General features: G+C 64.4%; 27 protein-coding genes and 1 pseudogene. 14 read left to right on the top strand and 14 right to left on the bottom strand.

Features of this window, described 5'->3' with window-relative positions; translation table 11 throughout:
* Positions 1-2: 2 nt before the first annotated feature.
* Together AC04SI_RS27435 and AC04SI_RS27430 are read right to left on the bottom strand one after the other, a co-directional pair.
* Entirely contained in the window at positions 3-524 is a 522-nt protein-coding gene (locus AC04SI_RS27435; protein ID WP_488475246.1) for a hypothetical protein, read from the bottom strand.
* Positions 525-750: 226 nt separating this feature from the next.
* Entirely contained in the window at positions 751-1,176 is a 426-nt protein-coding gene (locus AC04SI_RS27430) for an OsmC family protein (protein ID WP_404282731.1), read from the bottom strand.
* Between the two features lie 180 nt (positions 1,177-1,356).
* On the opposite strand from AC04SI_RS27430, the gene AC04SI_RS27425 reads away from it, so the two are divergent.
* The 9 genes from AC04SI_RS27425 (at position 1,357) to AC04SI_RS27385 (ending at position 8,446) form a co-directional block, all read left to right on the top strand.
* A complete protein-coding gene (locus AC04SI_RS27425) occupies positions 1,357-2,022 on the top strand; it encodes a phytochelatin synthase family protein (RefSeq protein ID WP_404282730.1) in 666 nt (221 codons plus the stop codon).
* A gap of 147 nt (positions 2,023-2,169) precedes the next feature.
* Positions 2,170-2,508: a hypothetical protein gene (locus AC04SI_RS27420; RefSeq protein ID WP_404282729.1), complete on the top strand. Its 339-nt coding sequence runs from the start codon at positions 2,170-2,172 to the stop codon at positions 2,506-2,508.
* Positions 2,509-2,749: 241 nt separating this feature from the next.
* Positions 2,750-3,475 carry a 3-keto-5-aminohexanoate cleavage protein gene (locus AC04SI_RS27415; protein WP_404282728.1) on the top strand — a complete coding sequence of 242 codons (726 nt, stop codon included), beginning with the start codon at positions 2,750-2,752 and terminating at the stop codon, positions 3,473-3,475.
* A gap of 199 nt (positions 3,476-3,674) precedes the next feature.
* Positions 3,675-4,184, top strand: coding sequence for an Lrp/AsnC family transcriptional regulator (locus AC04SI_RS27410; protein ID WP_404282727.1), 510 nt, complete (start codon positions 3,675-3,677; stop codon positions 4,182-4,184).
* Positions 4,181-5,344 carry a saccharopine dehydrogenase family protein gene (locus AC04SI_RS27405; RefSeq protein ID WP_404282726.1) on the top strand — a complete coding sequence of 388 codons (1,164 nt, stop codon included), beginning with the start codon at positions 4,181-4,183 and terminating at the stop codon, positions 5,342-5,344. The genes AC04SI_RS27410 and AC04SI_RS27405 overlap by 4 nt, the downstream gene beginning before the upstream one ends.
* A gap of 102 nt (positions 5,345-5,446) precedes the next feature.
* The gene (locus AC04SI_RS27400) at positions 5,447-6,235 is read left to right on the top strand and encodes an ABC transporter substrate-binding protein (RefSeq protein WP_192181439.1); all 789 of its coding nucleotides are present in this window, start codon (positions 5,447-5,449) and stop codon (positions 6,233-6,235) included.
* A gap of 101 nt (positions 6,236-6,336) precedes the next feature.
* Entirely contained in the window at positions 6,337-7,014 is a 678-nt protein-coding gene (locus tag AC04SI_RS27395) for an amino acid ABC transporter permease (protein ID WP_404282725.1), read from the top strand.
* Positions 7,011-7,685 carry an amino acid ABC transporter permease gene (locus AC04SI_RS27390; protein WP_404282724.1) on the top strand — a complete coding sequence of 225 codons (675 nt, stop codon included), beginning with the start codon at positions 7,011-7,013 and terminating at the stop codon, positions 7,683-7,685. Before AC04SI_RS27395 ends, AC04SI_RS27390 begins: the two co-directional genes overlap by 4 nt.
* A 32-nt stretch (positions 7,686-7,717) precedes the next feature.
* Positions 7,718-8,446, top strand: a complete 729-nt coding sequence (locus AC04SI_RS27385) for an amino acid ABC transporter ATP-binding protein (RefSeq protein ID WP_404282723.1) — start codon at positions 7,718-7,720, stop codon at positions 8,444-8,446.
* Positions 8,447-8,466: 20 nt separating this feature from the next.
* Here AC04SI_RS27385 and AC04SI_RS27380 read toward each other — a convergent pair whose 3' ends face one another.
* The 3 genes from AC04SI_RS27380 to AC04SI_RS27370 form a co-directional block, all read right to left on the bottom strand.
* The gene (locus AC04SI_RS27380; protein WP_488475245.1) at positions 8,467-8,868 is read right to left on the bottom strand and encodes a GFA family protein; all 402 of its coding nucleotides are present in this window, start codon (positions 8,866-8,868) and stop codon (positions 8,467-8,469) included.
* Positions 8,869-8,901: 33 nt separating this feature from the next.
* Entirely contained in the window at positions 8,902-9,960 is a 1,059-nt protein-coding gene (locus tag AC04SI_RS27375) for a Gfo/Idh/MocA family protein (RefSeq protein ID WP_404282720.1), read from the bottom strand.
* Between the two features lie 66 nt (positions 9,961-10,026).
* Positions 10,027-10,812: a ThuA domain-containing protein gene (locus AC04SI_RS27370; RefSeq protein WP_404282719.1), complete on the bottom strand. Its 786-nt coding sequence runs from the start codon at positions 10,810-10,812 to the stop codon at positions 10,027-10,029.
* A gap of 154 nt (positions 10,813-10,966) precedes the next feature.
* Here AC04SI_RS27370 and AC04SI_RS27365 point away from each other — a divergent pair, with 154 nt between their 5' ends.
* Positions 10,967-11,722 (top strand): bestrophin-like domain, encoded by a 756-nt coding sequence (locus AC04SI_RS27365; protein ID WP_404282718.1) that lies wholly within the window; start codon positions 10,967-10,969, stop codon positions 11,720-11,722.
* Between the two features lie 44 nt (positions 11,723-11,766).
* On the opposite strand, the gene AC04SI_RS27360 is transcribed toward AC04SI_RS27365, so the two are convergent.
* Positions 11,767-13,383 (bottom strand): DUF2778 domain-containing protein, encoded by a 1,617-nt coding sequence (locus AC04SI_RS27360; protein ID WP_404282717.1) that lies wholly within the window; start codon positions 13,381-13,383, stop codon positions 11,767-11,769.
* 519 nt (positions 13,384-13,902) lie between these two features.
* On the opposite strand from AC04SI_RS27360, the gene AC04SI_RS27355 reads away from it, so the two are divergent.
* Positions 13,903-14,049 carry a hypothetical protein gene (locus AC04SI_RS27355; protein ID WP_006201500.1) on the top strand — a complete coding sequence of 49 codons (147 nt, stop codon included), beginning with the start codon at positions 13,903-13,905 and terminating at the stop codon, positions 14,047-14,049.
* Between the two features lie 17 nt (positions 14,050-14,066).
* Here AC04SI_RS27355 and AC04SI_RS27350 read toward each other — a convergent pair whose 3' ends face one another.
* Positions 14,067-14,246: a hypothetical protein gene (locus AC04SI_RS27350; RefSeq protein WP_404282716.1), complete on the bottom strand. Its 180-nt coding sequence runs from the start codon at positions 14,244-14,246 to the stop codon at positions 14,067-14,069.
* A complete protein-coding gene (locus AC04SI_RS27345; protein WP_006201503.1) occupies positions 14,243-14,446 on the bottom strand; it encodes a DUF3606 domain-containing protein in 204 nt (67 codons plus the stop codon). Before AC04SI_RS27345 ends, AC04SI_RS27350 begins: the two co-directional genes overlap by 4 nt.
* Before the next feature lie 157 nt (positions 14,447-14,603).
* On the opposite strand from AC04SI_RS27345, the gene AC04SI_RS27340 reads away from it, so the two are divergent.
* Both AC04SI_RS27340 and AC04SI_RS27335 read left to right on the top strand, forming a co-directional pair.
* Positions 14,604-15,029, top strand: a complete 426-nt coding sequence (locus AC04SI_RS27340; protein ID WP_488475244.1) for a hypothetical protein — start codon at positions 14,604-14,606, stop codon at positions 15,027-15,029.
* A 73-nt stretch (positions 15,030-15,102) separates the two neighbouring features.
* Complete coding sequence (locus tag AC04SI_RS27335) at positions 15,103-15,654, top strand: dihydrofolate reductase family protein (RefSeq protein WP_488475243.1); 552 nt, start codon at positions 15,103-15,105, stop codon at positions 15,652-15,654.
* An 18-nt stretch (positions 15,655-15,672) separates the two neighbouring features.
* Here AC04SI_RS27335 and AC04SI_RS27330 read toward each other — a convergent pair whose 3' ends face one another.
* The 5 genes from AC04SI_RS27330 to AC04SI_RS27310 form a co-directional block, all read right to left on the bottom strand.
* Complete coding sequence (locus tag AC04SI_RS27330) at positions 15,673-16,569, bottom strand: dihydrodipicolinate synthase family protein (protein WP_404282713.1); 897 nt, start codon at positions 16,567-16,569, stop codon at positions 15,673-15,675.
* A gap of 131 nt (positions 16,570-16,700) precedes the next feature.
* Positions 16,701-18,770: an ABC transporter ATP-binding protein gene (locus AC04SI_RS27325; protein ID WP_488475242.1), complete on the bottom strand. Its 2,070-nt coding sequence runs from the start codon at positions 18,768-18,770 to the stop codon at positions 16,701-16,703.
* Positions 18,767-19,672: an oligopeptide ABC transporter permease gene (gene opp4C, locus AC04SI_RS27320; RefSeq protein WP_404282711.1), complete on the bottom strand. Its 906-nt coding sequence runs from the start codon at positions 19,670-19,672 to the stop codon at positions 18,767-18,769. Before opp4C ends, AC04SI_RS27325 begins: the two co-directional genes overlap by 4 nt.
* Positions 19,665-20,621 (bottom strand): ABC transporter permease, encoded by a 957-nt coding sequence (locus AC04SI_RS27315; RefSeq protein ID WP_404282710.1) that lies wholly within the window; start codon positions 20,619-20,621, stop codon positions 19,665-19,667. The genes opp4C and AC04SI_RS27315 overlap by 8 nt, the downstream gene beginning before the upstream one ends.
* Positions 20,622-20,718: 97 nt before the next feature.
* Positions 20,719-22,317, bottom strand: coding sequence for an ABC transporter substrate-binding protein (locus tag AC04SI_RS27310; RefSeq protein WP_488475241.1), 1,599 nt, complete (start codon positions 22,315-22,317; stop codon positions 20,719-20,721).
* 186 nt (positions 22,318-22,503) lie between these two features.
* Here AC04SI_RS27310 and nanR point away from each other — a divergent pair, with 186 nt between their 5' ends.
* Positions 22,504-23,214, top strand: coding sequence for a transcriptional regulator NanR (gene nanR / locus AC04SI_RS27305; RefSeq protein ID WP_404282708.1), 711 nt, complete (start codon positions 22,504-22,506; stop codon positions 23,212-23,214).
* A 13-nt stretch (positions 23,215-23,227) separates the two neighbouring features.
* Here the strand turns inward: nanR and AC04SI_RS27300 are convergent.
* Positions 23,228-23,358, bottom strand: a pseudogene (locus tag AC04SI_RS27300) (IS5/IS1182 family transposase); the annotation flags it as partial.

Raw genomic sequence — 23,358 nt, 5'->3', positions numbered from 1 at the left:
CGTCACCGCCTCCGATAACCCTCCAGCTCCGGATCGAGATCGACGCGCACCGCGTTGGTGAACACGCAGGTCGCCACCATGATGCCGGCGAAGGCGACGAGATTGACCAGCGTCGGCTCATCGTAGCGTGCCTTCAGCCCGGCCCAGATCGCGGAAACCGCGTTGGCGTCGGTGGCGACCGCAGTACCGAAGTCGATCAGCAGCGCCTCGTCGGCGTTGGGTTCGATGCTACCGGGGTCGAGCCCTGACTCGATCAGCGCGCGGCGGAAGAAGGTGACCGGGATCTCGGCCCGGCAGCTTTCAGAAATCGCCAGCGACAGCAGCCAGATCGCGCGATCGCCGAGCGTGGGCCTGAGCAGGTCGCGCAGGGTGAACCATTCGGCGTAGATGCGGTGGGCGGCCGGCGAGTGCAGTTGGATGCGCTTCATCTTGGTCATGCGGCCGCGCCGGCGAAGCTCCTCGTCATGCGCGGCGCGGATCTCGGGCGATGCCGTGGCGTAGTCGATCGGCGGGATCATGGCCATGGGATGGTCCTTGGTTTGAAGCTTCGACGATTGGCGGTTCCTCGCCCCCACGGGAGTGGGGGAGAGGTGGCTCGGCGAATTTGAGACGGAGAGGGGACTGGCGCGACCGTGGCCCGAGTTTCTTCGACCGATGTCATTTGCCCTGCGAGGGCCCCCTCTCCGGCCGCTTCGCGGCCACCTCTCCCCCGCCCCTGGCAGGGGCGAGGAACCCAAGTTCTGCAACTTCTCACCCGCCAAGCGCAGCATGCAACTCCGGCGGCGTGCCTAGCGTGTTGCTCACCGTGCAGATCGTCTCGGCGTCCTCGACGATCCGTTGCTTCGTCGCTTGATCGAGATCGCCCGAAATGTCGAGCGTGATCGAAATCCGGCCGACGCGGGAAGAGTCGCCCTCCGCCTTTTCGCCTGACACATCGGCACGCACCTCGCCAAGGCTAGCGGCAACGCCGAGGCGCGTGGCGGCGATGCGGGCGCTCAGCACCATGCAGGCGGCCAAAGAGGCGTAGAGCAGGTCGAGCGGATTGAAACCCGGCGCGCTGACCGCGGTGACGACATCGACCGTGCCGCCGGTCGGCGTGGTGACGACCGGCAGGCCGCCCGGCGGCAGGACGGCCAGCGCGCCGGTGACGCGGGTCCTCACCTTGAGTTCACCCATGGCAAAATCCTTTTCGACCGCGGCAGACAAAAATCAAGGGCGCAGCCGCCGTGGCGCGCGCCCTGCCCCGCTATATGGTACGCCCGGGGTCGACGCCGCAACATCGACTGTTGTCTCCGATTTCGCTACGCTGTGGCACTTCTGAATTGTCCTGTTGCTGCACTGTTTCGAGGTTCGGCAATGAATCGCCGTCTCGCCTTTGGTTTGATTGCAGTTGCCGGCCTTGGCCTGCTTGGCGGCGGCCTGTTGCTTGTTGGCCAGACCGCGGTTTCGCCCGACGCAATCCAATCGTCGGTTATCCGTACCCCTGCGCTGATCGACAGCGCCTGGAAGCTGCCGGTGGCGGCCACGTTCAACGCCGGCCTTGACTGGCAATCGAACGGCTCGCGGTGCGGTCCGGCCAGCGTCGCAAACACATTCCGTTCCATCGGCGAGGAGGAGACAAGCGAGGCCGAAGTCCTCGAGGGCACGGGAAAGTGCTGGACAGGATTTTGCATCGTCGGGCTGACACTGGACGAGGTTGCCGAGGTCGCCCGAACGAAGACCAGTCGGAAAGTCTCCGTGCTGCGGAACCTGAGCGCCGACGAATTCCGCGAGCACATGAAGCGCGCCAACGACCCGGGCCGCCGTTACATCGTCAACTTCACCCGCGAGAATATCTTCGGCGCCGGCAGCGGCCATTTTTCCCCGATCGGTGGCTATCTGGAGGCCGAGGACATGGTTTTCGTCCTCGACGTCAACGAGCGCTACAAGCCCTGGCTGGTCGAGCGTGAACGCCTGTTCTCGGCCATGGACACGATCGACAGCGATGGCGACAAGAAGCGCGGTTTGCTGCTGATCGAGTAGCGCCTGGGTGCATCCAGGGCGTAAAAAATTGCCCGATTTCAAGCCGATACGAACAAGCGCGAAGGCGCAGCTTCCATATGTGGGCTCATTCACACGGCCGCAGGGCACTGACTGCTATATTAGCCTCTTCGCACAATGGAGGCTCAAATGAGGTTCGTCGCAGTGCAGGAGCCGCCCGACACCTGGGCGGTGTTCGACACGACCATCGATGAGCCCACCGACTACTCTGGTCGCGTCCTTTTTGGTTTGACGTCGAGTGAGGCCCAATGGTTCGCCGCTGTGGCAAATGATGAAGTTTCATGGCGGGAAAGCAACGCATCGGGTGCGCATCAGCGGCTGGTCGGCTGTTCATCTGCCAGTTTTCTTGCCGGCACTCGTTCCGGTTCTTACGGCCTTTGGCTAGCCAGGCAACGCGCCTGGCCGCTTCCCTCCTCCTGCTTGTGGGACAGGGAAGACGTCTCCCTGCGGCCACCGATTTGCAACTAGGGGATCGCAGTCAGCGCGTAGACCCGCGCAAAATATACTTCTGGATCTTGGCGGACGCGATGCGCGGCAGGGTTTTGGTAAGCAGAGATTCCTTCGGCACCTTGTAGCGGGCGATGCGAGCCGCGCAGTGGCTGATTCAGGCCGGGGTCACGTCCTTCTGTCAGGAGCCTTCGCCGACCGATTCCGGTTTTCGCCGGTCCTCGGCTAGACTGGTCGCAACCGCAACCGGGCTGCTTTTCCGATGATCGTCCAGACCTGCATCAATGGCGCGCGCGGCGCCGAATTTCATCCGCAACTGCCGCTCGATGCCGACGCCATGGCGCGCGACGGTGCTGCTTCGGTGGCCGCCGGTGCGGCCGAGTTGCATGTGCATGCGCGCGGGCTCGACGGACGGGAAAGCCTGGCACCGGCGGCGATGGGCGCGACGGTTCTGGCGCTGCGCCGGGCTTGCCCGGGCACGCTGATCGGCGTCTCCACCGGCGCCTGGATCGAGAATGACGACCAGCGCACGCTTGTGGCCATCGCCGGCTGGCGCGAATTGCCGGACTATGCCTCGGTCAATCTCAGCGAGGCGGCGGCGCCGCTGGTGATGGAGAGCCTGCGCCAGCGCGGTATCGGCATCGAGGCCGGGCTGGCGTCGATCGCCGACGCCGAACGCCTGGTCAGCCTCGACCATGGCGGACGGGTGCTGCGCATCCTGATCGAGATTTCAGAGCAGACGCTGGACGAGGCTTTCTCCGTTTCGGACGGCATCGAGGCCGTGCTGGAACGCGCCGGCATCCGGCGCTCGATCCTGCTGCATGGCGAGAACGCGACCGTGTGGCCCTTCGTCGAGCGGGCGGCGGAGCGGAAGAGGTCGACGCGCGTCGGGCTGGAAGACGGCAAGGAGTTGCCTGACGGAACGGTGGCCTCCGGCAATGCCGCACTGACGGCGGCCGCGGTGGCGATCTTCCGCGCTGGGCGATAGTCGCTGATCCATCCAGGTAGACCCTTTGCGCCGAAACGATGTTTCGCGCGGCGATGCGACCTGGTCGGGCGTCGGGTGTATCCGGCGTGTTGACAACCGTCGGAACTGCTCTTGCTGTTTTAAAATATTGTCCCTATGATATTTTCATATAAGAAAGAAAACGTCTCAAAATTCTTCTCTTTTGTGAAAGTTTTAGCCTTTGCGGGAGCACCTCGACCAGACCGACCGCCGACTGGTCAAATTGCTGTCGCAGGATGCCCAGCCCGGCATCAATCGGCTCGCAGAGACAATGGCGGTCTCGGTGCCGACGGTGCGCACGCGGCTGCGCAACCTGCTCGACCGCAACCTGCTCAAGATCGTCGGACTGCTCAACCTGACCGAACGCCCTGAATTGATCTCGGCTATTGTCGGCATCAATGCGCAGGGACGCGGCCGCGCCCGCGAACTGGCGCAGCGCATCTCGGAACTGCCTTTCGTCAACTCGGCCTCCGTCGTCACCGGGCGCTTCGACATCATCGTCGACGTGACCGTGGCCGGCGATGTCGCCGACCTCTACCGCATCACCAGCGAGTTGATCCCCGGCGCGGGTATTCCGGGCGAAGTCGTGCGCAGCGAGACCTTCGTCGTCATGGCTTCCTGCAACAAATGGGTCAGCCTGCCGGAAGGCTGCTGGTCGGAAGAAGCACCGGCGCGCAAGGAGCCGGCATGAAGATTGCGGTTCTCGGCGGCCTTGGCCTGCAAGGCCGGGCAGCCATCGCCGATCTCGTCGCCAGCGTCGGCGTCGAAGAAGTCGTCTGCGTCGACACTGCCTCTGACGGCCCAGCCCGGCTTGAGGGCCTGACCGACCTTTCGCGCGTGCGTTTCGTCGTGCCCGAAGGTGCGATCGGCCCGGCACTCGTTGAAGTGCTGGCCGATGTCGATGCGGTCATCGATCTGTTGCCGCAGCCGCTGATGCGCGAGGCGGTGCTGGCGGCGATCGCGACGCGTACGCCGCTGGTCACCACCAATTACGGCAAGGCCATCGCCGATCTGGCACCGGCGGCGGAAAAGGCCGGCGTTTCGATCATGACCGAATGCGGGCTCGACCCCGGCATCGACCTTGTGCTTTACGCGCGCGCCGCAAGGCAGTTCGACAGCATTGCATCGATCGATTCCTATTGCGGCGGCATCCCCGAACCCAAGGCGATGGCCACGCCGCTCTGCTACAAGGTGAGCTGGAACTTCGACATGGTTCTGGTCAGCCAGAACCGCGACAGCGTGATGATCGAAGACGGCGAGCGCGTCTCGGTGCCGGCCGGCCGGCAACACGACAACCGCTTCATCCACGAGATCGAGGTCACGGGCCTGGGCCGGCTGGAGGCCTTCCCCAATGGCGACGCGCTGCATTACGTCGAGATGCTGGCCGCCGCCAAGGGGCTGCAGCGCTCAGGCCGCTACACGCTGCGATGGCCCGGTTGGTCGGCGTTCTGGGCGCCGCTGAAGGAGCTTGGCTTCCTCTCCGAAGACAAAGTGCCCGGCACCAGCGCCAGCCCGCGCGAATTTCTCGGCCGGCTGCTCGGCCCGCAATTGCAGTACGGCGCCGACGAGAAGGACCTTTGCGTGATGCGCAATGTCTTTTCCGGCATCGAAGGCGGCCGCCGCAAAACGGTGACCTCGGAGTTGATCATCGAACGCGACCTCCAATCCGGCCTTTTCGGCATGAGCCTCGGCGTCGGCTACCCCGCAAGCATCGTGGCGCAGATGCTGGCGCGGGGCGAGATCACCACGCCCGGCCTGCTCAACCCGCTGCTGCATGTGCCCGACGGCCGCTTCTTCGACGAACTGGCCAGGCGCAGCATCCGGGTGACCGAAACGGTCGACTGGGACTGAGGAGACAGATTTTCGGACGGTGGTCGCCGCCGGCAACGGCGCTGCCGCTCAAAAAGCACCCCGAAGGGTGAAAATAACAACGACAACAAGGAGGAATGCCCAATGAAGATTGCCAAGCTTTTCATCGCCGGCCTTGCGCTCGCCGGCCTCACCACTGCTGCCGGTGCCGGGACACTCGACGACATCACCAAGCGCGGCGAGTTGCGCGTCGCGGTGCAGACGCAGGGACCGCCCTTCTCTTTGGTCGGCGCCGCCGGCGAACGCACAGGCAGTTCGGTCGAACTCGCCGAACTGATGGCCAAGGAAATGGGCGTCAAGATCACCTTCCTCGACTTTGATTGGGACGGGCTGATCCCGGCGCTGTTGTCGGGTAAGGCCGATCTGCTGGTCGCCGACATGACGCCGACCTTGGCGCGGGGCATGAAGGTCGCCTTCACCAAACCTTACATGTATACGGGCAGCACCGTCTTCACCAAGGCCGACAGCAAGTTCAAGACCACGGAGGACTGCAAGGCCAAGGGCACCAAGATCGCCGTACTGCTTGGCGCCACCGGCGAGAAGGAGGCCAAGACCGCCTTCCCTGATGCCGACATCAAGAGCTACAAGGGCGGCGGCCCGCTGCTGCTCGACGCCGTCAATAACGGCCAAGCCGATTGCGGCGTCAACGACGTCTCGGCGGTCAAGGGTCAGTCGACCGCCTATCCGGCCGGCAGCTTCACCATCATGCCGGACCTCCTGTCGAAGGAGCCGCTTGCGTTCGCCACGCGCTATGACGAGCCGGACCTGCTGGTCTGGATGAACCTGTTCCTCGACCAGGTGAGCGTCGACGGCCGCCTGCAGAAGAACCTCGACTACTGGGTCAATTCCGACGCCTGGAAGAAAGACCACTAAGCAGCGATAGATCCGAGCGGCTTCGCGCGCCTCGGCGGCGCGAAACCGCTCGGAATTCGCTTTGTCCACCGCTTCGTTCGTCTCGGGGACTCCGTTTAGCGATGCTCGAAAATTTCAGTTTCCGCACCATCGTCGAATATCTGCCTCTGTTCGGGCAGGGCCTCGTCACGACCGTGTGGCTGTCGGCGCTGTCCTTTGCCGGGGCGCTTGCCGTCGGCATCGTGCTCGCTGCCATGAACCTGCAGCGCGGCTGGCTGTTTCGCGTCCCGGCCAAGGCCTATATCGACGCGGTGCGCGCCACGCCTTTGCTGGCGCAGCTCTATTTCCTCTATTTCGGCCTGCCCCGGCTCGGCTTCGTGCTGCCCGAGTTGGTCGTCGGCATCCTCGCGCTGTCGTTGAACAGCGGCGCCTATGTCGCCGAGATCATCCGTGCCGGCATCCTGTCGATCCCGCGCGGCCAGATGGAAGCCGGCGTCGCCTCGGGGATGACCTATGTCCAGCGCATGCGCCTGGTCATCCTGCCGCAGGCGTTCAAGGTGACGATCCCGCCACTGCTCGGCCAGGCGATCGTGCTGGTCAAGGATTCGGCACTGCTGTCGCTGATCTCGGTTTCCGAACTGACGCGCGCCGGCCAGTTGCTGGCGTCTGACCGCTTCATGCCGGCAGAAGGTTTTGTCACCATCGCCGCCTTCTACCTCCTGCTCTACTACAGCCTGAAGGGGCTGGCGACGCTGTCCAGTCGCTGGCTCGGCTTGCAGCCGGCAAGGAGCAGCACATGATCTGGCAGCAGCTGCAAAGCCTCGCCGGAAGCTATCCGCTGGCGCTGCGCGGCCTCGGCATGACCGTGGTGCTGTCGCTGATCAGCCTGGTGCTGGGCACGCTGCTCGGCTTTGGTCTCGGCATCTTGCGAACCGGCGGCAACCGGCTGATCAGTGCGGTGATCGGCGCCTGGGTCGACCTGATCCGCGGTACGCCGTTCCTGGTGCAGATCTTCCTGATTTTCTTCATCCTGCCGGAATTCGGCATCGAGCTCGACGCCTTCACCGCCGGCATCATCGCGCTGACCAATCTGGCGGCCTGCTTCATCTGCGAGATCGTCGTCGCCGGCATCCGCTCGGTGCCGACCGGTCAGGTCGAGGCAGCACTTGCATCCGGCCTGTCGCGCTGGCAGCGGATGCGCCAGGTGGTGCTGCCGCAAGCGATGCGCATCGTGTTGCCGCCGCTAGTCGGGCAATATGTGCTGCTGATCAAGGATTCCTCGGTCGTTTCGGCCATCGGGCTCACTGACCTCACCCGCGTCGGCTGGCTGGTGGTGCAGCGTGTGCCGAACGGCCTCTTGGTGTTCTTCCTCGTCGGCCTCGGCTATTTCATCGTCTGCTACCCGCTGATCATGCTGGCCCGCCGGCTGGAACGCCGCATGGGTGCGGCGCATGGCGAGGTGCAGCTGTGAAGTCATCTCCCAAACCCAAAGGTCGCACCAGCATGATCGAGTTTCGCGGCGTCAACAAATGGTTCGGCGCGCTCAACGTGCTTCGGGATATCACGCTCAGCGTCGAGCCGCGCGAGGTCGTCGTCGTCTGCGGCCCGAGCGGCTCGGGCAAGAGCACCTTGATCCGCTGCATCAACGGGCTGGAGACGATCAAGGACGGCGACCTGGTGGTCGACGACCAGCGGCTCGGCGACCCCGCCACCAACATGACACGGCTGCGCACCGAAATCGGTTTTGTCTTCCAGTCGTTCAACCTCTATCCGCACAAGACAGCGCTGGAGAACGTGACGCTGGCGCCGATTCATGTGCGCAAGATCGCGCGCGCCGAGGCCGAACAAGCCGGGCGCGAATTGCTGGCCAAGGTCGGCCTGGCTGACAAGGTCAACGCCTATCCTTCACAGCTGTCCGGCGGCCAGCAGCAGCGCGTGGCGATCGCGCGCTGCCTCGGCATGCGCCCCAAGATCATGCTGTTCGACGAGCCGACATCGGCGCTCGACCCCGAGATGATCTCGGAAGTGCTCGACGTCATGGTCGCGGTGGCCGAGGAGGGCATGACCATGATGGTGGTGACACACGAGATGGGCTTTGCCCGCAAGGTCGCGCAGCGTGTGGTGTTCATGGATGCCGGCGCCATCGTCGAGAGCGGCACGCCCGATGAATTCTTCTCGCAGCCGAAGACCGACCGCAGCCGCGCCTTCCTCAGCAAGATCCTGCGGCATTAGGCTTCAGCCGGCCGGCGTCTTCACCCGAAGGTCGCCAGAGGCTCGGTGCGGATCTCAATCCACTCGCAGCGCCGGCTGTCGTGATAGAAGGACTGGAAGGGCGGCGGAAACGATGGGTCGGCGAAGGCGCCCACCGGGATGGCGATCACGCCGGGCTGGACATCGATCCGATAATGCACCGTAGTGCCGCAGTCAGGGCAGAAATTGTAGGTGACGCGGCCGCCCGCTTCGCCGATGCGCGTGAATTCCGCCGATCGCCCCTGGATCGATACGCCCTCCTCGGCAAACCGGACATTGAAGCTGAAGGCGCTGCCGGTGCGCCGTTTGCAGTCCAGGCAATGGCAGACCGAGATGCGGACCGGTTCGCCCACGCAAGTGGCCGATAGCTGGCCGCAAGAACATTCCGCGCGACGCGTGACCAAGACGGGCTCCTTTCCAGACCAGGCAAAATGGCCTCACTGCGTATCCGCGTTTGCCCTCAGCTCCGCGCGCTTCTCGTCCGACACCACCGCGAGGTCCAACACCTTCTGCAATTCGGCGGCATGGTGGAAGGACGGCTCGGGCTGGACGCCGCTCAGCACCGCGTCGACGAAGCGCTGGTAGTTGGTTGGCACTGTGCCGGCATCGAGCACCTGCCATTTGGCGGTCTCGATGTTGGCGCCCATGCATGCCTTGAGTTCCGAGCCTTCCAGATTGTGCACCACTTCGAGGCCGCCCTTGTCGCCATAGATGCGCAGCCTCAACTCGTTGAAGTGGCCCGTCGCCCAGCGGCTGGCATGCACCACGCCGAAGGCGCCATTGGCGAAATCCAGTGTCATGGCGAAGCTGTCATTGGCGTCGAGCCCGTATTCGCCGATACGGTTGCCGGGCGCCTTGTCGAAGGCTCTGAGGCGGCAGAACACATAGTCGATGTCGAGGGCGGCACCGTAGCTGGCGAAATCGAGGATGTGGATGCCGACATCACCGAGCACGCCATTGGACCCATGGTCGCGCGACAGGCGCCACAGCCATTTCGGGTCGGTGCGCCAGTCGCCCCAGTGCTTCGACACCAGCCAGCTCTGCAGATAGGACGCCTCGACATGCCTGACCGTGCCGATCTCGCCCGCCAGCACCATGGCGCGTGCCTTCTGCAGTGCTGCAATATTGCGATAGGTGAGGTTGACCATGTTGACGATGCCGGCGGCTTCGGCGGCATCCGCCATCTCGTTGGCCTTGCCGAAATTCTCGGCCAACGGCTTTTCGCACAGCACCGGCTTGCCGGCGGCGATCAGCGCCATGGTGGTCGGGTGATGGATGCGGTCCGGCGTGACATTGGCGACCGCGTCGAAGGCGCCCCAGTTCAGCGCTTCCTCCAGCGACGCGAAGCGGTTGGGGATGCCGAAGCTGTCGGCGAAGTCGCCGACGCGCTTGGCATCGACATCGACGGCGGCGACGATTTCGACGCCCTTTATCTTGCCGAACTGCCGGGCATGCTCCTGCGCCATCCATCCGGTGCCGAGTATCAGAAGTCGCATCTTTTTACCTTCCAGCGTGACGGGTTCTGTCTTGTCCGATGTTTGCCAAAACCGAAGCTTCATAGGCTAGCGAAAGCCGGCTTCGCCGGCGGCGTGGAGTTTTCCGCCGCGCTCGACGATAGGCTCCAGCGCCTTGTCGACCGGCACGTTCGGCGCATCGAGGATGGCCGGCTTCGCACCTTGCGGGTTGTGCGCCCATGTCACGGCGTTGCGCAGCACCTTCTGCACGGTGGCATCGTGATAGGTCGGATAGGTCTCATGGCCCGGCCGGAAATAGAAGATGCTGCCGGCGCCGCGCCTGTAGGTCAGCCCCGAGCGGAACACCTCGCCACCCTGGAACCATGAGATGAACACCGTCTCCAGCGGCTCCGGCACGGCGAACTGCTCGCCATACATCTCCTCGTTCTCGAGCTCGAAATATTCGCCGACGCCCTCGGCGATCGGGTGGCTCGGGCTGGTCACCCAGAGCCGTTCCCGCTCGCCGGCCTCGCGCCATTTCAACGTGCAGGGCGTGCCCATCAGCCGTTTGAAAATCTTCGAGAAATGGCCGGAATGCAGAATGATCAGCCCCATGCCCTCGAAGACCCGGCGCGCCACGCGCTCGACCACCTCGTCGGCGACGGCGCCATGATCCTTGTGGCCCCACCAGACCAGCACGTCGGTCTCGGCCAGGAGCGCGGCCGGCAGGCCGTGCTCCGGCTGCTCCAGCGTCGCGGTCGAGGCGGAAATGCCAGTGTCCGTGTTCAACGCCTTGGCGATGGTGGCGTGCATGCCTTCGGGATAGATCGAGGCGACGACCTCATTGGTGCGCTCATGGATATTCTCGCCCCAGACGACAGCGCGTATTGTCATGATATCCTCTTGATGGTGTGAAGCCGGAGCCGCCCCGGTCATACATAGTGCCTTCGGCTGGCATTGAAAGCGCTTTCCGCGCAATGCCGTAGCCGCCAGTCCTGCCAAAATGATTCAGCGCGACATTTGCCCAATGTCGTGCACAATATCAGTCATGAGGGAGGGCCTGATTGGATTGGGGATCTTCATCTGTCTGGCCGGCGCTTCGCTGACCAGCCTGATGATCTATGAGAGATTTCCGAGCCACCATCGCCAGGACGACACGAGCGCCGTCGTGTGGCATGCCGCGAACCTGTTCGTGGTGATGTCTTCGCTGGTGCTCGGCCTGATGATCAACTCGGCCAAGAACACGTTCGAATCCATCGACCACAACGTCCACGTCTTCGCAACGGACTTGATCCTGCTCGACCGTTCGCTCAGGCAATACGGACCCGAGACGGACCCGGCACGCCAGTCGCTCGCCGCCTACGCGCAGCGGGTTGTCGATGCCACCTCCCCCAGCCAGCAGACCCCGGCCGTCGCCAACCGGCTGTCCGAGTTGCTGCTCAACCAGGTCGGCGACATGCTGGCGGCACTGACGCCGCCGGAGGCCAGGCATGCGGCCCTGCTGCAAAATGCGACCCAGCAGCTGCAGAAGGTAATCGAGCAACGCTGGGTGCTTGTCGAACAATCGGAAGGCGCGATCCCCGCACCGCTGATCGCGCTGCTCGTCGCGTGGCTGACGCTGATCTTCGCGAGTTTCGGCTTCCGGGCGCCGCGCAACGCCACCGTCGTCGGCACCTTCATCGTGTCGGCAGCACTTGTCGCCTCGGCACTCTATCTGATCCTGGATATGGACCTGCCGTTTTCGGGGCCGATCCAAATCTCACCGGCGCCGCTGCAGCGGGCGCTGGCGGAAATGACGCAGTGAGTGTTTAGACCGCAGTCCGGGCTCCGTTGCGATTCAAGTCGGACCTAGCCTTGGCGGCCTTCCTGGGCGACCTGCGTCAAGGGCTTGGACATGCGCGGCACCACGACAAGGCGCTTGATCTTGCCCTTCTTGAAGGCAGCGAGGAAGCGGCCATAGTCCTTGAAGGCCACGCAGCCGCTGGATTGGGCTGGGGCGTTGCGCAGCAGATAGGTATGGGCGAGCAGGCCGTTGCGGTTATATTTGTTCCTGCCGCTGGTCGGCGTCAGCCGGATGGCCTCGACGCCGTGGAAGCGCGATTCGCGCAGCGACAGATTGTAGGTGTCGGGCGGCGTCGGGCCGGAATTCTTGCGGTTGGAGAAGCGCGGTTGGTCGACCATGGCGCCCTTCCCCGAATGCGCCTCGAGCTTCGAGCCATCGGGCATGTAGACCGTCGCCGCCGAGATGTCGTAGACGGCAACGCCATTGCCCATGCTGGGCCGGCTGGTGAACAAATTGCCGAACACGCCGCCTGCGCCGCGCTCGGGCATGTCGGGCTTGGCATAGGCCAGCATTTCGCCGTCCTGAGCCTTCGACCGCTTGGCTGGCTTGGCCGGCTTGCCCTGGCTGGCTTGCACGACCTGGTTGGCTTGCACGCCCGGCAGGACCCCGTGCTCGGCGCTGCGTGGCGACATGGCCGGCGCGCGGGGTGCCTCGGCCGTCGGCACATCCGCGGCCTTGGCCGACTGGGTCCTGGTGGGCTTTGTAGCCTGCGCCTTTGGGACTTGAGCCTTTGGCGCCTCGGTCTCTGTCTTGGAGGCACGGGCCCTGGGGGACTCGATCTTGGGAGATTGGGCCGGTTGGTCGATCTCCGCCTGCGGCCGGCCAGTCGGCAACGGAATTGCGTCCGGCATCTCGTCCTGTGGCGGCAGCGAGGCTACCTGAACCTCGGCCTGCTGCGTGTCAGGCGCTGCCAGCGCAACGGACGGCGGCGGCGACAACATATCGGCGGCCTCCGGCATGGCATTGGCCAGCGCAAGGGCCAGGCGCGACGAGCGTTCTATCTCAGCCACTTGCGGCCCGAAGCGCACTGAAGCCGGGCCGTTCTGGTCGGGCAGGCGAACAACGGGCTCGGCGAAGCGGGCATCGGATGGCAGGCTCGCCAGCATGAAGGGCCTGTTTTGCGCGCGGGCAAAGGCGGCAGCGAGCTTTTGCGGCGACAGTTTTGCCCTCGCCACCACACCGTCGAAGCGGTCGCCGGGCAGAGCGGCAAGCGCTACCGCATTCGGTGTCTTCGGCGCGATCCTATCCGGTTTTGCCGCCGGCTGCAGCCGCGCCATCTTGCCGTCATGGCCGAAGCTGGAAGCCGCGCGCAGGCAGCCGGCATCGCACTGGCCGAGCAGCGAAGCCGACCGGCCGCCGGCGGAAAGCTGAGGCGCCCAGGCGAGCGTCCGGCGCGGGTCGGCAAGCGCAACGGTTCTGGGCGCAAGCAGGCTTTGCGGCAGTCCGTTGGAAGCGGCGGTGAGGGAGGTGCCGACGGAATCGAGGCCGGCCATGGTCGCCACCGACCACAGAGCGATCACCGCGCCGACGGCGGGAACCGCGACCCAGCGCAAGCCGGGCTTCTTCGAAGTCAATCCACGATCAGGATTGTCGCCCCGGTCTTTCAAACGCACAAACGCCATACAACCACTCTCAATCGGCGTGCCGGCTTATGGACCTGGCATCCGTCTCGATTACAGTTCGCCTGGTGCCCCCTGCACCTTCCTGCGTCTGTTGCCGATTGAATCAAAAGATGGACAAAGTTGGTTAACCAATCCCTCCATCGGTCGCCGATTGCACGGCGGTCGATACGATAAAAGAGCCCTCCACAGTCTTCGCTATGGTAAAAATGCTCTCCCTCAGTTGCCTTGCTGCCCGTTTTTGCTGATCAAGTCAAGAAACCCCGGCACGAGCGGGCGCGCGGAACAGCCATTTGAATCGATCATATTAGATTTCACTAATGAAATATTGGGTGTGATGCCCTTGCCGGCGCGTTCTGATGCGCGCGGCAACGAGTTGTTTGCGCGACCATTCGCGGTGTCAGGCGGAAGGCCTGGCGGCAGGACAAACGGCCGACCAGCCACTCGTTTGCCAGATCCTGTTTGCCAAAAATTAAGCTATTGAGGACAAGCTAATATGCTTGATCCGTCGACCACGAGCCAATGACCAAGAACCTCAACAACGCCAAGCCCAACAGTCCAGCGAACGAGACCAGGCCGTCGCCCCTCGGCAAGGTAGCGCCGGCGCTGTTCCCGCTGGCGGTGGTGGCGCTCGGCTACATGGTCGGCAAGCAGTTCTTCGGCTTCTGAACCGAGGCGTCGAAGGCTCAGCCTTCAGCCTTGAAATTCCTCGCTTCCTTGTCGACCTTTTCGCTGTCCTTGCCGTGCTCGCGCGTCAAATCCCTGGCCTGCTTGGGCGAGACATCGGTGGTCTCGGCCAGGCGCATTGCCTTCCGCTCCACGCTTTCGGTCTTTGACTTGCGTACGGATTTGCGGTTGGCCGTCACGGTTTTTCACTTTCCTGCTGCTTCAGCTCTCGCGCCGCCTGTTCCAATGCGGCGCGGTCATTGCCGATGCGGTCGACCAGCGCCTGCGCTTGATCGCCGGTGATGCCGGTTCGCAGCGCCAGCGCCTCGACGTCCAGCACGTTGTCCGGGTCGATGGTCTGATCGTCTCGCGGAATGTTGTCCTTGCCGAACTTGTTCATAACGCACCTCCCTGCTTACGGCACAACGGCAGGGGCGACCGACAGGTTCCCTTCTCCGGCAGTTCCGCCAGCCGCCTCGTCTCCTTCCCAAGCCTGCCTGCCGCGCTAGCTGTCTCCTCGAAAGGAAGATCGGCATGGCGGTCTATGTCTGAGGGTGGTGAGCTTCATCTTCGCGGCGCTGGCCTTCGTGCCGGCCGGCGCGCATGTCTTTGCGATGTTCAACAAGCTTAGGCTCGACGGCACCAGCTACCTTGCCGCCCAGCGCGCCTATGACGGCTGGAGCCTGTTCGGTATCGTCGTGCTGGGAGCGCTTCTCTCGACCGCAGCACTTGCGGTGCTGCTCTACCGTTCGGGCGGCGCCTTCGGCCTCGTCGCCCTCGCCTTCATCGCCATCGGCGCCACGCAGTTCGCTTTCGGGACGTTTACGTTCCCAGTCAACCGGGCGACCCACAACTGGACCATGCTGCCCGACAATTGGGAGATGCTGCGGCGGCAGTGGGAATATTCGCATGCGGCCGCCGCCTGCCTCAATGCGCTGGCGCTGCTTTTGCTGTTCCTTTCGGCGCTGCGCCGCGTCGGGTGATTTTTACCCGTCACGTGAAAACCGATTGCAAAATGCAATCTGTTTTGTATCCTTGGTGAACAAGGAGACCCCAATGGGAAGGATCATCTATTCCATGCTGATGTCGCTGGACGGCTACATTGCCGGGCCGGACGGAAACATCGACTTGCCGGTGCCCGAAGAGGAATTGCACCAGCATTTCAACGACGAGATGAGACAGACCTCGATCATGCTCTGCGGACGGCGGCTGTATGAGGCGATGCGCTTCTGGGACAGCCCGGACCGCGAGACCGGCGCCGAAGTCGAGCGGGATTTTGCCCGCGCCTGGCGAGAAACGCCGAAGATCGTGTTTTCGACGACGCTGCGGGACGTTGGCCCGAACGCCCGGCTGGCGAGCGGTGACGCCGAGACCGTGGCCAGGGATCTCAAGGCGGAGACGGATGGCCAGATCGTCGTCGGCGGCGCCGAACTTGCCGCGCATCTGGCACGATCGAGCCTCATCGACGAGTACCGGCTCTACATGCATCCGGTCGTGCTCGGCGGCGGCAAGCCGTACTTCCACGCCGGCCTGTCGCTTAAGCTGACGCCGCTTCGCACGGAAAGCCTTTCCCAAGGCGTGACGCTGCTGCGTTACGCACCAGCCTGAGCGTCAACGGCGCTTGCCTCAGGCCAGCCATTCCCGGATCGCCGGGCGGGCCAGGACCTCACGCATGCGCCCTTCGGCGTCGGCGACCGCAGGCGTCATCGGCGCGCGGGTGGGGCCGCAGTCGACGCCGATGACGCGGAAGGCCGCCTTCATGCCGGGCAGCACGCCGGTTTCCATCAGCGCCTCGACAAAGTCCTGCGATACCATCTGCAAGGCGCGGGTACGGACAAGGTCGCCGGCGCGCACCGCCTGGTCCACCGCGACGTAGAGCCGCCCCAGCAGATTGTAGGTAGTGCCGATGCCGCCCTCAGTGCCGAGCATTCCGGCGGCAGCATAGATCTCGTCAAAACCGTAATAGAACAGCTTTCGCGGCTGCCGCTTGCGCAGCAGCGAATATTTGAACAGATCGGTGGAGGTGTATTTGATACCGACGACATTGGCGAGATCGAGCAGCCGCACCAAGAGCGCCAGCGGCAGCGGCCGGCCGGTGCGCAAGGGGATCTCGTAGACGATCAGCGGCAGGCCGGTGGCACCGGCCAAGGCCTGGTAGTAGCCAAACACTTCCTCGTCGGAGAACGGGTAGGAATGCGGCGGCAGCGCCGACAGCGCGTGGTAGCCCAGCTTCTCGGCCTGCCGCGCCAGGCGAACGGAATCGCGCAGATTGGGCATGCCGACATGGGCGATCAGCGTTGTGCCACTTGGCTTGGCGTTCTCGGCGACCAGTTCCTGCTGGGCCAGCAGTTCGTCGACCGTCAGCAGGCCGGACTCGCCGCTGCTGCCGCCGACATAGAGCCCGGCCAGCCCCTGGCGCAGCACATAGTCGTTGATGTTGCGCTGGCGCTGCGGATCGAACTCGCCCGCGTCGCTGAGGCCGGTCATCAAGGCGGCATACATGCCCGCCAATTCTCTCTTCATTCTGGGATCCTCGGTGCTTTCAGGATTTTGCAGGAGATATCGGAGCCTGGTCCAGTGATTCCGGTTCCGGCTCTATCGTCTTGTTTCAGTGTAACCTTTTCCGGCAGCTGGCTGCGGTTCAGAGGCATCGCCTAGGCCTCCCCGGCATGGTGGCAGGTGACAAGGTGCTGGCCGGAGATGGATGCGCCGAAGTCGCGCGGCTCGGGTGCCACCTTGGCGCAGATCTCGGTCGCCTTCGGGCAGCGCGGATGGAAATGGCAGCCGGAAGGCGGCTTCGACGGATCGGGCACGCTACCGCCAAGCACGATCCGCCGGCGCGGGCCGCCGGCCTTCGGATCGGGCACCGGGATCGCCGACAAAAGTGCCCGCGTATAGGGATGCAGCGGCGTGCCGAATACCGAAGCCGTGGTGCCGGTCTCGACGATGCGGCCGAGATACATCACCGCGACGCGGTCGCTGAGATAGCGGATCATCGACAGATCGTGGCCGATGAACAGATAGGTCAAGCCAAGCCGCGCCTTCAGATCGTCGAGCAGGTTGACGATCTGCGCCTGGATGGAGACATCGAGCGCCGAGATCGGTTCGTCGGCGATGATGAATTTCGGGCTCCCGGCGAGCGCGCGGGCGATGCCGACGCGCTGGCGCTGGCCGCCGGAGAGCTCGAACGGATAGCGGTCGCGCAACGCCTCGCGCAAACCCACCAGCGCCAGCAGGTCGCTAACGCGCGCCTCGCGCGAGGCGCGGGTGCCGATCTTCTGGGCGCGCAAGCCCTCACCGATGATGCGGCCGACGGTCATGCGCGGATTGAGCGAACCGAACGGATTCTGGAACACCATCTGCATGTCGCGCCGGCGCTCTTTCAGCCGCTCGGACGTTGCATCGGCATAGTCCCGGCCCTCGAACAGGATCTCACCTTCGCTCGGACGTTCGAGGCCAAGCACGGCGCGGCCGGTCGTCGACTTGCCGCAGCCGCTTTCGCCGACCAGTGCCAGCGTCTCGCCGCGCAGCACCTCAAAGCTGACGCCGTCGACGGCGCGCACCGCGCCGACCTGACGGCGGAGCACGCCGCGGCGGATCGGGAAATGCACCTTCAGGCCGGCGACGGTGAGCAGCGGCTCATTTGGCGCGGCGCCGGATGCCCGTGCGGTCGCCATGACTGATTCCGGGGCGCGCGGAAAACCTTGCAACTCGCGCCAGCGCCAGCAGGCGGCGGCGTGGCCTGATACGACCGGCTCCAGCACCGGCTTTGCCTCGCGGCAGCGGGCGACGGCATGATCGCAGCGCGGCGCGAAGGCGCAGAAGGTCGGCGCCAACGTGACGTTGGGCGGCGCGCCCTTGATCGGCACCAGCCTGGTGTTTGCCGCCGTCAGCGACGGGATCGAGTTGAGCAGGCCGATCGTATAGGGATGGGTGGGTGCTGCGAACAGCCGCTCCACCGGTGCGGTCTCGACGAGACTGCCGGCATACATCACCGCCACGCGCTCGACGAAGCCGGCGACGAGGCTGAGGTCGTGACTGATCCAGATGATCGCCATGCCGAGCTCTTTCTGCAGGCGGGCGACCAGCTCGACGATCTGCGCCTGGATGGTGACGTCGAGCGCCGTCGTCGGCTCGTCGGCGATCAGGATCGAGGGCTTGCAGACCAGCGCCATGGCAATGCCGATGCGCTGCAATTGCCCGCCTGAGAACTGGTGTGGAAAGGCCTGCATGCGCTGCGCCGCATTGGCGATGCCGACGAGGTCCAGCATGTCGAGCGCCTGGTGCTCGGCTTGTTTTTCGCTGAGGCGTTGGTGCTCACGCAGCGCCTCGGTCAGTTGCAGGCCTATGGTCAGCACCGGGTTCAGCGACGACATCGGATCCTGGAAGATCATTGCGATGTCGCGGCCGCGGATTTGGCGCAGCTCGCTGTCCGGCATGGCGAGCAGGTCGCTGCCGCGAAACAGCGCGCGGCCTGATGTCACCCGGCCCGGCGGCTTGCGGATCAGGCCCATCAGCGTCTGCACGGTGACCGACTTGCCGGAGCCGCTCTCGCCGACGATCGCCAGCGACTCGCCCTCGGCGAGCTGGAACGAGACGTCGTTGACGGCATAGACCGCGCGGCCTTCGGGACCGAAGGCGACGCTCAGCCCTTGCACGTCGAGCAATGGCCCCTGCCGGGCCGCTTCCACCTTGTCACGCGCAAGCGTATTGGCGTGCATCATTTGCCGCCTCCGCCGATGATATGCTGCGGGTCGAGCGCATCGCGCAGGCCGTCGCCGACGAAGTTGATGCTGAGCACGGCAATGGCGATCATGGCGCCGGGCGGGATCCACATCCAGGGCTGGCTCTCCAGGATCGACAAAGTGCGGGCGTCGCGCAGCATGTTGCCCCAGCTGGCGGCCGGCGCCTGGGCGCCGAGGCCAAGGAAGGACAGCGATGCCTCGAGCAGGATGACGGTCGCGACGTCGAGGGTTATCGCCACCAGGATCGGGCTCAGCACATTGGGCAATATGTGCTCGAGAATGATGACCGATGGCGAGGTGCCGAGTGAGCGCGCGGCGAGGATGAATTCCTGGTTGCGCAGCGAAAGGATCTCGCCGCGTGTCAGCCGGGCGATGGAGGGCCAGCTGAGAAGGCCGATCACCAGCATGGTGTTGACGATGCTGGGACCGACCACGGCGACGAAGGCGATGATGATGACCAGGCGCGGAAAGGTCAGCACCATGTCGATCAGGCCCATCAGGAAGAGGTCGACCTTGCCGCCGAAATAGCCGGCGACGGCGCCGACGAAGATGCCTATGGCAGCCGAGATCGCCACGGCGATAAAGCCCACCGACAGCGAGATGCGGCCGCCATAGAGGATGCGGGCGAAGATATCGCGCCCGGTGCCGTCGGTGCCGAGCCAATGGACGCCGCCCGGCGGCTGGTTGCGACCCCTGAGGTCGATGTCGTTCGGCCCGTAATGGGCGATCAGCGGCGCGAATATGCAGGCGAGCACGATGATGGTGAGCACCACCAGCCCGACCGTTGCCAGCCGGTGGTGCAGGAAGCGGCGCGCCGCCTCGCCCCACAGGCCACGCGAGGCGCCTGCCGCAATGCCGGCGTCGATGGCGGCGTCAGTCATAGCTCACCCTCGGGTCGAGCACGCTGTAGGCGAGATCGGTCGCAAGGTTGGCCAGCATGACGATGATGGCGGTGATCAGCACGTAGCCCATGATCACCGGGCTGTCGCGGTTGACCACCGCGTCGATGAACATCAGGCCGATGCCCGGCCACTGGAAGATGGTCTCGATCACCACCGAGCCGCCGAACAAAGTCGGCAACGCCAGGCCAAAGACGGTGACCAGCGGGATCAGCGCGTTGCGCAGGCCGTGGCGCAGCACGATAGTGCTGGGCTTGAGCCCCTTGGCCCTGGCGGTGCGCATATAGCTCTGGTTCAGCACTTCGAGCATGCCGGCACGCGCATAGCGCATGAAGATCGCGGCGCGGAACAGAGCAAGTGCTGCCGCCGGCAAGATCAGGTGCCTGAGATTGTCGGCCAGCGAAAAGCTGTCGCCCGCGGTCGAGATGCCCGATGAGGGCAGCCAGCGCAATTCCAGCGCAAAGACATAGACCAAGAGCAGGCCCATGAAGAAGTCCGGGATCGAGACGCCGACGAAGCCGCCCAACGTCAGCGCATAGTCGGTCAGCCTGTATTGCCGGAGCGCCGAGATGACGCCGAGCGTGGTGCCGATGACGAAGGCGGCAAGCAGCGCCACGCCCATCAGCTCCAGCGTCATCGGCAGCCGTTCGCCGATGATCGCGGCGACGCTGCGGCCATTGACGAAGGAGCGTCCGAGATTGCGGTGCAGGATCTGGCCGATCCAGTTGAGGTACTGGATGTAGAGCGGCTGGTCGAGGCCGAGCTCGCCGCGCCGCATGGCGATCAGCTCCTCGCTCGACGGCGCCTCGGCGGTGATCATCGCCAGCACCGCATCGCCCGGCATGGCGTGGGCGATGGCAAAGACGATGATCGTGACCCCGAACAGCACCGGCACGCCGAGCAGGAGCTTGCGCAAGAGATAGCTGAGCACCGGCCTCTCCTATGCCAAGCGCGAGTGTTGAAAGCGGGGAATCATGGGGCTCCGCTGGGCCGGAGCCCCATGCAGTCGAGGGTGTTTTGGCGGCGATCTACTTGGCCACTTCCCACTTCTCGACTTCGTTGTAGACGGCGTGGTTGAAGATCACGAGCGGCTGTTCCTTGAAGTGTTGGGCAAGGCCGACGATGCGGTTGTTGAAGGCGAGCGGCCGCACCTCGTTCCACAGCCAGGCCTTGGGCAATTCCTTGTTGAGGATGCGCGAGGCTTCCTGGTACGCCTCGGCGCGCACCTCACGATCCGCCGACTCCAGCCCCTGGTTGAACAGCTCGTCGAGCTTCGGGTTGCAGTAGCCGAAGCCCAGCGGCTTGGCGCCGCAGACGACCAGCGGCGAGCCGAGCGAGGGATCGAGCCCCATGCCGTTGGCGAAGAAGCCCATCTGGAAAGTGCCGTCGGCATAGACCTGGTTGATGGCTGCCGGATCGAGCAGGCGCGGCTGGATGTTGACGCCGACGGCGGCCAGATAGCTCTGGATGGCGGTGACGGTGTCGACGTTCATCTGGTCGGAATAATAGTAGATGAAATCGACCGGCTGGCTGCCGTCCCAGCCCGCTTCGGCAAGCAGTTGCTTGGCCTTGTCGGGATTGTAGTCATAGGGCTCGAGGTCCTTGGCGCGCGCCCAGTCCTGCGGGAACAGCGTGTTCGACAATTCGCCGGCGCCCTGCTTGACCGTCTCGATGATCGCCTTGCGGTCGATCGCGTAGAGCATCGCCTGACGCACCTTGGCATCGGCGAAGCGCTTGTCGGCCAGGTTGAACTGCAGATAGGTCGGCAGGCCGGCGGAGAATTTCGGCAACACCGTCAGATAGTCGAGCTTCTGCAGCCGGGTGAGTTCGGAGATCGGCACGCCGCCGCCCTCATAGGACATGGCGTCGACCTCTTTCGTCTCCAGCGCGGCGATGATCGGCGGCACGTCCTTGTAGATCTGGTAGATGATGCGGTCGAGCTTGGGCGCGCCGAGGAAATAGTCGGGATTGCGGTCGACCTCGACATACTGGTCGCTCTCGTATTTCTTCCAGATGAACGGGCCGGTGCCGACGCGGTTGACCCAGAAGGCATTGCCCTTGATGTCCTGCGGAGCGACCTTGCCCAGAATGTGTTCGGGAAAGATGCTGATGGCGATAAGCTGCAACTGGACCCAGAGCGGCTTGGCGCTGTCGAGCTCGACCTGGACGGTCATATCGTCAAGTGCTTTCACCCCTGCAAGCGAGGAGGCCGAGCCATCCTGAAACGCCCTGTATCCGGCCACCGCGCCAAGCTTCTGCGACCAAGGCGAGCCGACCTTGGGGTTGGCGTAGAGGTTGAGGCTGAACATCACGTCCTTGGCGGTGAAGGCCGTGCCGTCATGCCATTTGACGCCCTGGCGCAGGTTGAAGATGTAGGTCTTGCCGCCGTCGGGCGTCTTCCAGCTTTCGGCCAGGATCGGCTGCACGTCGTCGCCGGTCCATTTGATGTGGACGAGGCCCTGCAGCACCGTCTCGTCGAGCCGGTGGCCGCAAGTGGTGTGCAGCGTGCCCATCTCGATGCAGCCGGTGCGCATGGCCGAACGGAACGTGCCGCCATCCGCCTTGGCGGCACCGGCGGCAAACATCATGGCCAAAGCCGGCACAAGGCTCATCAACAATCGTCTCATGGAATTCTCCTCCCGTTGTTTTCCGGCGGCCGAAATCGGGGGCATGCCCCTGCTCCGGGCTTGCTCCCGCGCCAGCCTCGCCTGTCGCGCCGGCCGCCGCGCCATCAGCCAGCAGCGGCCCTCCAACCCTTCGGTCGCGCAAGTCCTCACTTGCGACGACTGGTATACTAGCTTAAAAGGTAGACCATGCACAATATGCCGGTACGAAAAAAATTGTCGGACGAGGTTCGCCTGCGCCTGGAGGAGATGATCCGCGACGAGGTCTATCCGGTCGGCGGATCGCTGCCGTCCGAGCGCGAACTGATGACGATGTTCGACGTCGGCCGCCCCTCGGTGCGCGAGGCGCTGTTCGCGCTGGAGAAGATGGGGCTGGTGCGCATCAACAGCGGCGAGAAGCCGAAGGTGACGCGGCCGACGCCGCGCAGCATGCTGGAGCAGCTGACCGGAACGGCGCATCTGTTGATGGACCAGCCCGACGGCATCGGCCATTTCGAGCAGTTGCGCCTGTTCCTCGAAGTCTCGATCGCGCGCCATGCCGCCGAGGTGGCGACATCAGCGCAGATTGCGGCACTCGCTGCCGCACTTGCCGAGAACGAGCGCGCCATTCCCCGCGCCCGCGCCTTCGCCGTAACCGACGTCGCCTTCCACCGCGTGCTGACCGAGATCCCCGGCAATCCGATCTTCCTCGCCGCGCATGAGGCGCTGGTGGAATGGCTGATCAACCAGCGCATCCACATGGCCAACACAGAGGTCGAGAACCGCCGGAGTTTCGCCGGCCACCAGGCGGTGTTCGAGGCGATCGAGCGTCACGACCCGGAAGCGGCGGGACGAGCAATGCGCGAGCATCTGGAAAACGCCCGGCGCAAGTTCAATGCGGGCGCGTCGAAACAGGACTAGGCTGAATCGACATTCACCGCATCCATAGCATTGCGCAAGCGAGTTGGACGAAACTGAGGAAGCATAGGGCACGCCGGTCGTATCGAGTGGCTATGCGTCTGAAGTGCTTGAGCTTGTTGAAGCAGCGTTCGATCAGGTTGCGCG

Source organism: Mesorhizobium sp. CNPSo 4689, from assembly GCF_057784325.1.
The sequence above is the reverse complement of the archived record's forward strand: the minus strand, read 5'-3'. Positions and strand labels throughout refer to the sequence as shown.